This window comes from Verrucosispora sp. WMMA2044 (assembly GCF_027497155.1).
GTDB lineage: Bacteria > Actinomycetota > Actinomycetes > Mycobacteriales > Micromonosporaceae > Micromonospora > Micromonospora palythoicola.
In genome coordinates this window covers 2,561,316-2,574,682 of sequence record NZ_CP114913.1, presented here as the reverse complement: position 1 = coordinate 2,574,682, position 13,367 = coordinate 2,561,316, and the positions used below count along the sequence as shown (strand labels likewise).

The following is a 13,367-nucleotide window of genomic DNA, read 5'->3' as shown; positions in this document are numbered from 1 at the left end:
CAAGCTGTTTTCGAAGCGCGAGACCCGAACGAGGAACTGTCTCCTCGCCGGACCACGCCCTTCGCGGCAGTGGCCGCCATGAGCGGACGTCTGTCGCCGGTCAGGGGCGGTTGCGCTGGGCGCGGTAGCGGGAGATCAGGGCTGCGGTGGACGAGTCCAGTTCGGTCAGGTCGGCCGCCTCGCCGGTGAGCAGCGGCGCGAGCTGATTGGCCATCACCTTGCCCAGCTCGACACCCCACTGGTCGAACGGGTTGATGTCCCAGATCGCACCCTCGGTGAACACGATGTGCTCGTAGAGGGCGACCAGTTGGCCGAGCGTGGCCGGAGTGAGGCGGTCGGCCACGATCGACGTGGTCGGGTGGTTGCCGGCCATCACCTTGTGGGGCACGAGGTCGGCGGCGGTACCCTCGGCCGCCACCTGCTCGGCGGTCCGGCCGAAGGCCAGCGCCGCGGTCTGGGCGAAGAAGTTCGACATGAACAGGTCGTGCATGTCGCCGATGTCGTGGTTGGGTTCGCTGAACCCGATGAAGTCCGCCGGCACCAGCCGGGTGCCCTGGTGCAGCAGCTGGTAGAAGGCGTGCTGGCCGTTGGTGCCGGGCTCGCCCCAGAAGATCTCCCCGGTGTCGTAGGACACCTGGCGACCGTCGGTGCGTACCGACTTGCCGTTGCTCTCCATGGTGAGCTGTTGCAGGTAGGCGGGGAACCGGTGCAGGTACTGCGAGTACGGCAGCACCGCGTGGGTCTGCGCGCCCAGGAAGTTGGTGTACCAGACGTTCAGCAGGCCGAGCAGCACCGGCGCGTTGGCGGCCGGCGGTGCGGTGCGGAAGTGCTCGTCCACGGCGTGGTAGCCGGCCAGCATCTCGTCGAAGCCGGCCGGCCCGATCGACAGCATCACCGACAGGCCCACCGCCGAGGGCAGCGAGTACCGACCGCCCACCCAGTCCCAGAAGCCGAACATGTTGGCCGGATCGATGCCGAAGTCCGACACCCGCTGGGCGTTGGTGCTGACCGCGACGAAGTGACGGGCCACCGCGTCGGCGTCGGCGTCGAGGCCGGCCAGCAGCCAGTGCCGGGCCTGCTCGGCGTTGGCCAGGGTCTCCTGGGTGGAGAAGGTCTTCGACACCACCACGAACAACGTGCTCGCCGGGTCCAGGTCGGCGACCGTGTCGTGGATGTCGGTGGGGTCGATGTTCGAGACGAATCGGCAACTCAGACCGACGTCGCGGTACGCCTTCAACGCCTCGTACGCCATCACCGGCCCCAGGTCGGAGCCGCCGATGCCGATGTTGACCACGGTGCGGATCCGCTCGCCGGTGTGCCCGCGCCACTGACCGGAGCGCACCTTCTCGGCGAACTCGGCCATCCGGCGCCGTACCGCGTGGACGTCCGTCGCCACGTCCTGCCCGTCCACGGTGAGGGCGGCGTCCGACGGCAGGCGCAGCGCGGTGTGCAGCACCGCGCGATCCTCGGTGCCGTTGATGTGGGCTCCGGCGAACATCGCGGCGATCCGATCGGTCAGCCCGACCCGCTCGGCCAGCGCGATCAGCAGGCGCAGCGTCTCGTCGGTGACCAGGTTCTTGCTGTAGTCGACGTAGAGGTCGGCCACCTCGACGGTCAACCGTCGGCCCCGGTCGTGATCGGTGGCGAACAGCTCACGCAGGTGGGTCCCGCGGAGCTCGTCGGCGTGCTTGCGCAGGGCCTGCCACTCGTCGGTGCTGGTGACGTCCGCAGCCATCGGATCGATCGTCTCCTCGCAGGATCGGGCACGTCGCCGGCCTCGTCCCGGCCGACGGTGACCAGACTGCCACACGAAGATCGGCTCGCCCGCCCGACACCACGACCGGTGCGACTCCGGCGCCACAGGGTGACGATCCGCACGTACCCGGGTGCGGTGGGCGAACGGCCGGCGAGTCCCCGGGGTCCGGTGCTTGCCGATCGCCGGGACAGGGCATGGTGGTGGCATGACGACACCGGCATCGAGCGCCCCCGCAGCTGTTGTCCCCGCAGCGACCGCCGCCTCCGGCGTACGGCAGACACTGCTGGTGCTCGGCGCCAGCGGCGACCTGACCGGACGCCTGCTGCTGCCCGGCCTGGGCCGGCTGCTGGCCACCGGTTCCGTGCCCGGATTGCGGCTGATCGGCAGCGGCATGGACGGCTGGGACGACGAGCGCTGGCGGCGCCGGGTGACCGACTCCTTCGGCGCCGTCGGCGCGGTCGGGCCGCTGGAGTCGGAGGTGATCCGCGAGTCGCGCTACGTGCCCGCCGACGTGACGCGCGAGGAGGACCTGCGGTCGCTGCTGAGCTGCTGCACCGGGCCGTTGGTGATCTTCTTCGCGCTGCCGCCGCTGGTGACCGCCCGGTCGGCCGCCGCGCTGGCCCGGATCGGGGTGCCACCCGGCACCCGGCTGATGCTGGAGAAGCCCTTCGGCGTCGATCGGATCTCGGCCCGCTCGCTCAACGAACTGCTGGCCACTCTGGTGCCGGAGAACCAGGTCCACCGGATCGACCACTTCCTCGGCAAGTCGACGGTGCTCAACCTGCTCGGCCTGCGCTTCGCCAACCGCATCTTCGAGCCGGTGCTCAACTCCGCACACGTGGCCTGCGTGGACATCGTCTTCGACGAGACCCTCGGCCTGGAAGGACGGGCGGGCTACTACGACGGTGCCGGCGCGTTGGTGGACATGGTGCAGTCGCACCTGCTCCAGGTGCTGGCCCTGCTGGCCATGGACCCGCCGCCGACCCTGCGGTCCGAGGAGGTGCGGGGACGCAAGGCGCAGGTGCTGCGGGCCACCCGGCTGTGGCGTGACGATCCGGTGGCCGCCAGCCGGCGGGGGAGGTACACCGCAGGGGAGATCGACGGTCGGCGGCTGCCGAACTACGCCGACGAGCCCGGCGTCGACCCGGCGCGGGGCACGGAGACGCTCGCGGAACTGGCGGTCACGGTGGACACCTGGCGCTGGGCGGGAGTGCCGTTCCGGCTGCGCTCGGGAAAGGCGATGGACGCGGTACGCAAGGAGGCGATCATCACCTTCAAGCAGCCGACCCGGGTACCCGACGGCCTGACCGGCTACGACCGGCCGGACCGGCTCCGGATCGGCTTCGGACCGGACCGGCTCGGCCTGGACCTCAACATCAACGGTCCGGGGAATCCCTTCGAACTGGAACAGGTGAACCTGACGGCGGCGTTCGGCCCCGGCGACCTGCCCGCGTACGGCGAGGTGCTGCGCGGCGCCTTCGAGGGTGATCCGACCCTGTCGGTCCGCGCCGACGTCGCCGAGGAGTGCTGGCGCATCGTGGAGCCGGTGCTGGCTGCCTGGAAGGCCGGTGCGGTGCCGCTGCAGGAGTACCGGGCGGGCTCCACCGGGCCGGCCGACTCGCTCATCGGTCCGGTGCCCGACGAAAGCTGAGCCCGACCCCGCACCTGGTGCGGCCCCGGCGGTTCACCGCCGGGGCCGCGTGGTGGTGGTGCGCTCGGATCAGCTGGTGGGGAAGTTGTCCGGGGTGCGGATGCGCTCGCGCATGAAGGCCCCGGAGGCGGTGAGCACCGAGGTGCCGGTGTAGGAGCTGCCGTTGCAGGTGCCCGGCCGCAACGCGGCGCTGCCCTCGGCCTTGTCGGAGAAGGTCCAGTTCGCGTAGCCGATCTTCAGCCGGTCGAGCAGGTCGAGCCACTGGGCGCTGCTGGTCAGGTCGACACCCCCGTCACCGGTGTAGTCCACCGTGCCGAACTCCGTGACGAACAGCGGCAGCCTGGCGGCGGCCCGCTCCACCTCGGCGCGGTAGTTGTCCTTGTGCGACGCGGCGTAGAAGTGGAACGCGTACATGACGTTGCTGGCGTTCACCGGGTTGTTGACGATCTCGGTGTGGTTGGCGCCCTCGGAGACACCCAGCGAAGACCAGGCGCGGGTGCCCACGATGACCACCGCGTCCGGGTCGTTGGCCCGGATCACCGGGATCACCTGGTCGGCGTAGTTCTTGATGGTCGACCAGCTCACCCCGTTGGGTTCGTTGGCGATCTCATAGATCACGTTGTTCTTCGCGGCGTGCCGGGCGGAGACGGCGGCGAAGAAGGTCTTGGCCCGCTCCAGATTGAACATCGGGTCACCCGGGGTGAGCAGGTGGAAGTCGATCATCGCGTACATGCCGCGCCGGGTGGCCTCCTCGACCAGGTTGTTGACCCGGTTGGTGAAGCCCGCGGGGTCGGTCTCGTAGCCCTGCTCCTGCACGTACATCGCGATGCGGAACAGGTCGGCGCGCCAGTCGGTGGCGAGCGCGTCGAGGGAGGCGTTGTTGTAACAGTTCCCGAACCACTGGATGCCGTGGCTGCTCATGCCGCGCAGTTGGATCGGCCGGCCGTACTGGTTGCAGAGGTTGACACCGCACACCCGCAGCTGCCCGTTGATGGCCACCGGAGTCTGACCGGCGGGCGGGGGCGTGGTGGGCGGGGGCGTGGTGGGCGGCGGCGTCGTGGGCGGGGGAGTGGTCGGCGTGGTCGAGCCCGTGCACACCGTGCCGTTGAGCGTGAACGAACTCGGTGCCGGGTTGGCGCCGGTGAAACTGCCGTTGAAGCCGATGTTGGTGCTGGCTCCGGTGCCGAGCGAACCGTTCCAGCTCGCGCTCCGTGCGGTGACGGAGCTGCCGCTCTGGCTCCAGGTGGCCGACCAGCCCTGGGTGAGCCGTTGGCCGCTGTCGGGGAAGCTGAAGCCGAGTGTCCAGCCGTTGACCGGGTCGCCGAGGTTGGTGACGCTGACGCTCGCGGTGAACCCGCCGGACCAGCTGTTCGTCGTGTAGGTCACGGAGCAGCCGGTCGCGGCCATCGCGTTGGCGGTGGGCAGGACCGTCAACGCGCCGAGGGTCAACGCGCCGACGGCGCCGGCCGCGACCAGCAGGCGCCGCAGGCGGCGTGGAGGTTGCTTCATGGTGGACCGTCGCAATCTGGTCGTGGTGGTGGTACGGCACTCCGGCGGCAGTGGACGAGGAGGCCGGGAGCGCTCCCACAGCAGCCTACGACGGGTCGAAACCAGAACGCAATATTTCGATACATCGAAACGATCGATCAACTGTGGCCCCGGAACACGTTCCGGGGCCACAGATGGGCGGGGTCCGACTCAGTCCTCGCCAGCGGCGCGTCGCCGGTCCGCCTCGGCATCGGCCGCGCCGACGGGGGTCGGATCGGAGTCCCGGTCTGCCGGGGTCAGATCGATGTCGGCGCCGGCTCGTGCGGCGTCGGCCGCCGCGTCGTCCGCGCTGACCAACTCGGTGCCGGTGTCGCCGTCTTCGTCGACCAGCTTGCCGGTCCCGGTCATTGCGATCGGCGTGTACCTCGGGTCGGTCGTCATCTCGTCCTCCTCTGCGTCTCCGACAGGTACCCGCCGCGCGACGTCGGCACACCGGTCAACCCACGCACGAGGTCCGTCAACTGGATGGCCGGGGAGTCGATGGCGTCCGGACTTGCGCTGCTCACTAACCTGACCCTGATCATCGGCCAGGTAACCTCTCGACTTCGACAAGGGCATCAGATGAGTGACAGCCACCCTCCGTACGGTGGGCAACAGCCGGATCCGAACGCCGCCCCCTGGGGCACACCACCCGGCTCTCCGGTCGGCCCGCCGGGCTCGCCGGTCGCCCCGGCCGGCTACCCCTCGCCGTACGGGGCGCCGGTGCCGCCGCCACCGTCCTACGGGCCGCAGCCGACGAAGTCCTCGAACAAGGGCCTCTGGCTCGGTCTGGGCATCGGTGCCGCCGTGATGGCGGTGCTCGTCGCCTGTGGCGGAGTGATCGGTTTCTTCGTGCTGGCCGGCGACGACGAGGGGGAGCCGGTCGCCGGGCAGCGCAGCGAGGCGCCCGTCGTCCCGACCGACGCGCCGTCGATCGTTCCCCCCGCCGAGCAGCAGCCCGACAACAACAACGCGGTGACCGCCCGCAACTCCAGCGACATGTCCGCCGTGTGCGAAGGTAGCCCGATCCTCAACGCCGCGCCCTACACCGGGGCGAAGGGCACCAAGGTCTACACGTTCGCCAACTCGCCGGAGCGTCCGGAGTCCTGGCTGAGCAAGTCGGTGGGCTTCGACAAGCAGTACTACGCCAAGACCTCCGAGTGGGCGTCGGTCTCCGTCGTCGGCTGCCTCACCTTCGAGCAGGGCAGCGAGGGTACGCCCCGCAAGTGCCAGTACAAGGACCGCGACGACAAGCAGGTCACCGTCGACTACGTCTCCTCGCGTTACACGCTCACCTTCTACGCCGCCAGGACCGGCGAGAAGATCGGTGAGGGTGGGCGGGTCAACGCCCCGGCGGTGCGCTGCCCGAGCTTCATCTCCTACAACAAGGAGACCATGCGGGCGTACGCCCAGCCGGACAGCGGCGCCATCGAGCTGGCGCTGGACAAGTTCACCTCCTGAGTCACCGGCACCCGCGGCGGCGGGGCGGGCCGTGTCCGCCCCGCCGCCCGGTTGCGGGGCGGGTTCGCGCGCCGGGTGTTTCGGTGGCCGACGGTGGGGCATCTGACCACTGACCACTGTCGGTGGAGGGAGGCACTCCATGCCTGCGGGATCCAGTCCGAAGAGAGAACGGCAGTACGAACACATCAAGGCCAGCGCCAAGAAGCGCGGCGTGTCCACCGGCCGGGCCGAGGAGATCGCGGCACGTACGGTGAACAAGGAGCGGGCCCGTTCCGGTGAGGCGCGGACCGCGAGCCGATCGTCGATCGACGATGTCTCGTCGGGCCACCGAGGCGGCAAGCGTTCGCATCAAGGCGCCGGCGGGCGCACCAAGGAACAGCTGTACAACGAGGCGAAGAAGCGTGGCGTCAAGGGCCGCTCGTCGATGTCGAAGGCGGAACTGGAGCGGGCCCTGTCCCGCTGACGCGACGGCCCGCTGAGCCGACGGCCCGCCACGTACGAGAACGGGGTGGGCCGTCGCCCCGACGCGGCGTCGCTGTCGGAGCCGGCGGCTAACCTCTCGGCATGCCGCGATCGGTGATCTCAGGGGTGGACGATGGCTGACGCCGCCGACGTCCGCCGGTTGGCCCTGGCGCTACCGCACGCCGTGGAGATCGACAGTGACGGTTTCGACTTCCGGGTCGCGGACCAGGGCTTCGTCTGGTCCTATCCCGAGCGCCGACCGGGCAAGCCCCGCGTCATCCGGACCGACATCGCCGTGTTGTACGTCGGCGACGAGGCCGAGAAACAGGCACTGCTGCTCGGCGAACCGTCGCTGTTCTTCACCACGCCCGCCTACCACGGGCTGCCGCTGGTGATGGTGCGTCTGGCGGCGGTCACCGTCGAGCGGCTGGACGAGTTGATCACGGACGCGTGGCGGATGCGCGTGCCCGACCGGCTGCTCGCCGGCCCCGAGGAGGGCTCGGCCGACCGGGCTGCCCGCCCCTGACGGCGGGGGGGCGGGGGAGTTCCCCGTGCCAGCGCCCGTGCCGCGGACAGCGAGTCCACAACAGCCGGACCACACGGTGGGCGGGCTCGGGGTACCGTATTCTCGAACACGTTTGAAAATGTGGACGGGGGACGGCGATGGGCGCGACTCACTCCATTGCGGACGCGAAGCGGTCATCGCCGTCACCGGGCGGCGATCCCACCGGGCGGCAGCCGGCGAGCACGGCGGCTCTGCTGGGCCCTCACGCCCCGAGCTTCGCGGCCGTCGTGGTCCTGCAGGTCGTCGGCGCCGTCGCCGGACTGGCACCGCTGTTCGCGGTGATCGAGCTGGGCCGTGCCCTGGTGTCACCCGGCCCGGTCGACACCGAACGGGTGTGGACCGCCGTGGCCCTCGGTGCGACCGGTCTGTTCGTCCGGCTGGTGTTCACGGGTGCCTCGTCCGGGCTCGGTCACGTCCTCGACGGCAGGGTGCAGCTCTCGCTGCGCCGGGCACTGGCCCGTAGCCTCGGGCAGGCACCCATCGGTTGGCTCGCCCGCCGCCGCAGCGGCGAACTGGCGAGAGTGGTCGGTGACGACGTCGCCGCCGTGCACCCGTTCATCGCCCATGCTCCCGGCGAACTGGTCTCCGCCTTCGTCGTGCCGTTGGTGTCGCTCGCCTACCTGCTCACCGTCGACTGGCGACTCACTCTGATCACCCTGATCCCGGTGGCGCTGGCCCTCGCTCACGTGCCGCTGCTGATGACCGCGGCCCGTACCCGGGAGCAGCGGGACTTCGACGCGGCGATGGGCCGGATCGCCACCTCCGTCGTCGAGTTCGTGCAGGGCATCGCCGTGGTGAAGGCGTTCGGTGGCGCCGAGCGTGCGCACCACCGGTTCCGCACCGCCGCCGACGAGTTCGTCGACATCTTCACCCACTGGGTACGCGGTGTCTCCGCCGTCGCCGCCGGCATGCAGTTGGCGTTGTCGCCGCCCTTCGTGCTGCTGGTGGTGTTGATCGGCGGCACGATGCGGATCACCTCCGGTGACCTGGTGCCGGTGGACCTGCTGCCCTTCCTGCTGCTCGGGCTGGGACTCACCGCACCGGTCGCGGCCCTCGGCCACGGCTTCGACGACATGCAGGCCGCCGGCCGCGCGGTCGGCCGCATCCGCGAGGTCCTCGGGGTGGGGGTGCTGCCGCAGCCCGCGTGCCCGGCCACCCCGCAGGACAACCGGGTGGAGCTGCGCGACGTCCGGTTCGGCTACGACGACGGCCCCGAGGTGCTGCGCGGGATCGACCTGACGCTGGAGCCGGGCACGCTCACCGCGGTGGTCGGACCGTCCGGCAGCGGAAAGTCCACGCTCGGGCAACTGCTGCCCCGGTTCTTCGACCCGACGCACGGTTCGGTGCGCCTCGGCGGTGTCGACCTGCGTGACATCGACGCCAGGGAGCTCTACCGCCGGGTTTCCTTCGTCCTCCAGGACGTCCGGCTGCTGCGCGCGTCGGTCGCGGACAACATCGCGCTGGCGGTCCCGCACGCGACCGCCGAGCAGATCACGCGCGCCGCCCGGCTGGCGCACATCCACGAACGCATCCTCGCGTTGCCGAACGGCTACGAGACCGTACTCGGCCAGGACGCCACGCTCTCCGGCGGCGAGGCGCAACGCATCGCCATCGCGCGTGCCCTGGCCGCCGACCCGCCCGTCCTGGTGCTCGACGAGGCGACCGCCTTCGCCGACCCGAGGACCGATCAGGCCGTCCGGCAGACCCTGTCGACGCTGCGCGACCGGACCGTCCTGGTCATCGCCCACCGCCTGGAGACCGTCGCCGACGCCGACCAGGTCGTGCTGCTCGAGAACGGGGTGGTCGCGGCGCGGGGCAGACCGACCGACCTGCTCGCCCGGGACGGAACGTTCGCCGCGTTCTGGCGGACCCGGCAGGAGGACCTCTCCCGATGATCAGTCTGCTGTTGCGGGTGCTCGGCGACGAGTACGCCACGCCGATGCGTCGTACGGTCGCCCTGATGACGGTGACCGCGGTGCTGGAGGGCCTGCTCTACGCGTTGCTGGTGCCGGTGTTGCGGGCGCTGTTCGGGGACAACCCGTCGGATGCCGGGCCGTGGCTGGTCGCGTTCGCGGCCTCCGTCGCGGCCTACGCGGTGCTGCGCTACACCAGCGACCTGTCCGGCATGCGCGTCGGGACCACGATGCTGCGGGGCATGTACCACGGCCTCGGTGAACACCTGGCCCGGCTGCCCGTCGGCTGGTACGACGCCGCCCGGGTGGGCGAGGTGTCCGTGCTGGCCAGCCGGGGGCTGCTGACGGCGATGGGTGTGTCGGCGCACCTGCTCGGGCCGTTCATCTCCGCCTGCGTGACACCGCTGACGATCGTGGCCGTGATCGCCGTGTTCAACTGGCAACTCGGGCTGGCCGCGCTGGTGGCGGCACCACTTGTGGTACTCACCCAGCGGTGGACCGCGCGGCTGATGACGGCCAACGACGCCGACCACGCCGCGCGGGACCACGAGGCCAGCGCCCGGGTCATCGAGTACCTCCAGGCCCAGCCGGTGCTGCGGGCCGGTGGCCGCGGTGGCGAGCGGTTCGCCCTGCTCGACGACGCGCTGCGGGACGTGGAGCGGGCCGCCCGCCGGCAGACGATCTCGGTGCTGCCCGCCGTGGTGGGTCTGACCCTGACCGTGCAGGCCGTCTTCACCGCCCTTCTGGTCCTGGGAAGCCATCTCGCGCTCGGCGGCGACATCGGGAGCGCGGAGATCCTGGCCGTTCTGGTGCTCGCCGCCCGAGCTGCGGACCCGCTGCTGTCCCTGTCGGACACCGGCGGCAAGCTACGCGCCGCCCGCGCCGAGCTGGCGCGGCTCGACACGGTGCTGCGCACCGAGCCGCTGCCGGAACCGGATCGGCCGGTACGGCCGCGGCGGTTCGATCTGGAGTTCGACGCGGTCACCTTCCGCCACGGTGATCGCACGGTGCTCGACGGTGTGTCGCTGTCGGTGCCGCAGGGGCAGCGGATGGCCGTCGTCGGTCCGTCCGGCGCGGGCAAGAGCACCCTGCTCCAGCTGATCGCCCGTTTCTACGACGTGGAGTCGGGAGCGGTACGGGTGGGCGGTGTCGACGTGCGGCGGATCGACCCGGGCGTGTTGCTGGCACAGATCGCCATCGTGTTCCAGGACGTCTATCTCTTCGACGGCACCATCGAGGAGAACGTCCGGCTCGGTCGCCCCGACGCCGGCGACGCCGAGGTGCGGGCGGCGGCGACCGCCGCGCGGTTGGACGAGGTCGTCGAGCGGCTGCCCGGCGGCTGGGGGGCGAACGTCGGCGAAGGCGGCGCGTCGCTGTCCGGCGGTGAGCGCCAGCGGGTCTCGATCGCGCGGGCACTGCTGAGGGACGCACCGATCGTCCTGCTCGACGAGGTGACCTCGGCGCTCGATCCGGTCAACGAGGCGGCCGTTCACGAGGGCATCGAACGGCTGATGCCGGGACGGACGGTGATCATGGTCACGCACCGGATGCGGACCGTCCGGCGCGCCGACCGGGTCGTCTTCCTCGACGACGGACGGGTCGTCGAGGAGGGCAGCCACGAGGAACTGCTGCGTCGTGGCGGTCGCTACGCCGACTTCTGGAGCCTGTCCACCGCGTCGGGCGTGCCTGGTGCGGCGCCGTCACCTCGACGGGCCTCGGACGGCGAAGGGGCATGATGGGGCGGTGCCCCACGCCGATGCGCCGCGCCCCAGGCCTGGCAGACCGCCGACGACCTCTCGTGCCCAGATCCTGGCCGCCGCGCGTGGCCTCATCGATCGCGACGGGTGGGAGCGGCTGACCATCCGCAAGCTGGCCGCCGAGATCGGTGTGGGAGCGACCACTCTCTATCACCATGTCCAGGACAAAGAGGACCTGCTGCTTCTTCTGATCAACGAGTACGGGGAACAGGTCTCCCGCCCTCGGCTGCCCGATGAGCCACGGGAGCGCGTCATCGTCGCGGCGGCGACGATCCACGATGCGCTGGCGGCGTGGCCGTGGGCCGCCGAGGTCCTCACCACCGACGGATTCATCGCCCGGCTCGGTGACTCGCCCCTGGGGCTGGTCGAGGCGGTCGTGGCCGGCGCCGTCGACCACGGCTGCACTCCCGAGCACGCCGTCTACGTCTTTCGCAGCATCTGGTACTACACCGTCGGGGAGATTCTCGTCCGGTCGCACACCGCGCGTCGGGGTCAGGGCGACGCCGTCACCCGTCAAGGGGCGTTCTTCGGCACCATCGACGCCGGGAAGCTGCCGCACCTCGCCGCGCTGGGTGACCGCTGGGCGGTGCTGGCCCCCCGTGACACCTATGTCGACGGCCTCCGGGCCCTCGTCGACGGGCTGCTCGCCCAGGGTGCCCGGGTGCGGCCGTAGACGCGCCGGGTCGGCGTGGGTGCTCCGGGGAGGTACGCGAAACGTACCGTCCCCGGAGCACCGACGGGGTCAGGCGACCGTGCAGGACGCCCCGTTGAGGGTGAACGAGCTGGGCCTGGCGGTGTTACCGGTGTGGGTGGCCTGGAAGCCGATCGTCAGCGATCCGTTGGGCGCGATGCTGGCGTTGTACGAGACGTTGCGCGCCGTCACCTGCCCCGAGCTGGGGGAGTAGGTGGCGTTCCAACCGCCGGTGATGGTCTGCCCACCGGGCAGGGTGAACACCAGCGACCAGCCGTTTATCGCGCTGGTGCCGGTGTTGGTGATGGTGATGTTCTCGGTGAGCCCGGTGTTCCACGCGTTCACGGCGACGGTCACCCGGCAGGCACCGGAACCCGGCGGCGGCGTGGTCGGGCTCGGCGGCGGCGTGGTCGGGTTGGGTGGCGGGGTGGTGGGGTTCGGCGGCGGGGTGGTCGGGTTCGGGTTGGTCAGACCGAAGAACTGGACGGCGGCCGCGGCCATGCCGCCGGAGGGCAGGCTGTGCCCGGCGCCCTGGATGCTGTACGCCTCGACCTGGACGGTGCCACCGCTGTCGGCGAACCGGCGGCGGTTCCAGTTGGCCTGCGGCGTGTCGGTGGAGGTGGGCGTCTGGCTGAGGCCGAACACGTTGGTCCACTGCTCGACGGCCTCCTGGAGCAGTGAGAACGGCACCAGCGTGTCATTGGTGCCGTGCCACAGCTGCACCCGGGGACGCGGACCGGAGTAACCGGGGTACGCCTGGCGCACCGCGTCACCCCACTGCTGCGGGGTCCGGTTCATGTTGCCGCCGGTGCACTGGCTGCTGCCGGGCGGGTAGTCCGCCGCGTTGGCGAAGCAGTTGAACGGCACTCCCATGAACGCGGCGCCGGCCTTGAACACGTCGGGGTAGAGGGCCAGCATGTGGTTGGTCATCATGCCGCCGGAGGAACTGCCCGTCGCGTAGACCCGGTCGGGGTCGGCGTTGTGCTGCTGTTGCGCGTACCGGATCATCGACATGATCGAGACCGGGTCGCTGCCGCCGCCGCGGCGCTTGGCGGCGTCCGACCACACGTCGAAGCAGTTGCCGAAGCCGGCCTGCTGGGTCGCGGACGGGTAGATCACGATGAAGCCGTACCGGTCGGCCTGGCTGGCGAACTCACTTCCGGAGTAGAAGCCGGGGCCGGAACCGCCGCAGCCGTGCATGGCCACCACCGTCGCCGGCCGCGCCGGTCGGTTGTCCGGCACGTAGATGTGCATGCGCATCCGGCCGGGGTTGTCACCGAAACTGGTCACCTCGGTCAGCGAGGCCGCGTACGCGGGGCTGAACGTGGGCACCACCAGGCCGGCCGCGACCAGCGACATGGCCACGCCGAGCAGTAGTTTCCTTCTGATTTTCACGGACGACTCCTTCGAACGCCTGAATGCAGGCTGGGATCGGTCGGTGCGACGGCGGCGGTGACGTGTGCCCGCCGCGTGTGCTCGCGGGTGCGCCCAAGTCCCCCGCTCGTCCACCACGTCTGGCTTGCCCTGCCCGGCTCCGAGTGGCGTCGTGTAGCAGATATTGTTCTCCTGGGCCCAGGAAGTGTC

11 protein-coding genes are annotated in these 13,367 nt (G+C 70.8%); 7 read left to right on the top strand and 4 right to left on the bottom strand.

The features are described from left to right. Nucleotides 1-100: 100 nt before the first annotated feature. Nucleotides 101-1,735 carry a glucose-6-phosphate isomerase gene (gene pgi / locus O3597_RS11595; protein ID WP_281604145.1) on the bottom strand — a complete coding sequence of 545 codons (1,635 nt, stop codon included), beginning with the start codon at nucleotides 1,733-1,735 and terminating at the stop codon, nucleotides 101-103. A 226-nt stretch (nucleotides 1,736-1,961) separates the two neighbouring features. On the opposite strand from pgi, the gene O3597_RS11590 reads away from it, so the two are divergent. Then, a complete protein-coding gene (locus tag O3597_RS11590; RefSeq protein ID WP_281604144.1) occupies nucleotides 1,962-3,407 on the top strand; it encodes a glucose-6-phosphate dehydrogenase in 1,446 nt (481 codons plus the stop codon). A 69-nt stretch (nucleotides 3,408-3,476) separates the two neighbouring features. Here O3597_RS11590 and O3597_RS11585 read toward each other — a convergent pair whose 3' ends face one another. After that, nucleotides 3,477-4,916 (bottom strand): cellulase family glycosylhydrolase, encoded by a 1,440-nt coding sequence (locus tag O3597_RS11585; RefSeq protein ID WP_281604143.1) that lies wholly within the window; start codon nucleotides 4,914-4,916, stop codon nucleotides 3,477-3,479. A gap of 189 nt (nucleotides 4,917-5,105) precedes the next feature. Next, nucleotides 5,106-5,336 carry a hypothetical protein gene (locus O3597_RS11580; protein ID WP_281604142.1) on the bottom strand — a complete coding sequence of 77 codons (231 nt, stop codon included), beginning with the start codon at nucleotides 5,334-5,336 and terminating at the stop codon, nucleotides 5,106-5,108. A gap of 180 nt (nucleotides 5,337-5,516) precedes the next feature. On the opposite strand from O3597_RS11580, the gene O3597_RS11575 reads away from it, so the two are divergent. The 6 genes from O3597_RS11575 (at nucleotide 5,517) to O3597_RS11550 (ending at nucleotide 11,765) form a co-directional block, all read left to right on the top strand. Continuing rightward, nucleotides 5,517-6,395, top strand: a complete 879-nt coding sequence (locus O3597_RS11575; RefSeq protein WP_164447037.1) for a hypothetical protein — start codon at nucleotides 5,517-5,519, stop codon at nucleotides 6,393-6,395. A 139-nt stretch (nucleotides 6,396-6,534) separates the two neighbouring features. Further along, nucleotides 6,535-6,858, top strand: a complete 324-nt coding sequence (locus tag O3597_RS11570; RefSeq protein ID WP_164447036.1) for a plasmid stabilization protein — start codon at nucleotides 6,535-6,537, stop codon at nucleotides 6,856-6,858. A 132-nt stretch (nucleotides 6,859-6,990) separates the two neighbouring features. Next, nucleotides 6,991-7,383, top strand: a complete 393-nt coding sequence (locus O3597_RS11565; protein WP_164447035.1) for a hypothetical protein — start codon at nucleotides 6,991-6,993, stop codon at nucleotides 7,381-7,383. 266 nt (nucleotides 7,384-7,649) lie between these two features. Further along, nucleotides 7,650-9,317 carry an ABC transporter ATP-binding protein gene (locus O3597_RS11560; RefSeq protein ID WP_281604141.1) on the top strand — a complete coding sequence of 556 codons (1,668 nt, stop codon included), beginning with the start codon at nucleotides 7,650-7,652 and terminating at the stop codon, nucleotides 9,315-9,317. Beyond that, complete coding sequence (locus tag O3597_RS11555; protein WP_281604140.1) at nucleotides 9,314-11,071, top strand: ABC transporter ATP-binding protein; 1,758 nt, start codon at nucleotides 9,314-9,316, stop codon at nucleotides 11,069-11,071. The genes O3597_RS11560 and O3597_RS11555 overlap by 4 nt, the downstream gene beginning before the upstream one ends. Nucleotides 11,072-11,078: 7 nt before the next feature. Further along, nucleotides 11,079-11,765 carry a TetR/AcrR family transcriptional regulator gene (locus tag O3597_RS11550; RefSeq protein ID WP_164447032.1) on the top strand — a complete coding sequence of 229 codons (687 nt, stop codon included), beginning with the start codon at nucleotides 11,079-11,081 and terminating at the stop codon, nucleotides 11,763-11,765. A gap of 69 nt (nucleotides 11,766-11,834) precedes the next feature. On the opposite strand, the gene O3597_RS11545 is transcribed toward O3597_RS11550, so the two are convergent. Further along, complete coding sequence (locus O3597_RS11545; RefSeq protein WP_281604139.1) at nucleotides 11,835-13,178, bottom strand: PHB depolymerase family esterase; 1,344 nt, start codon at nucleotides 13,176-13,178, stop codon at nucleotides 11,835-11,837. Between the last annotated feature and the right edge of the window lie 189 nt (nucleotides 13,179-13,367).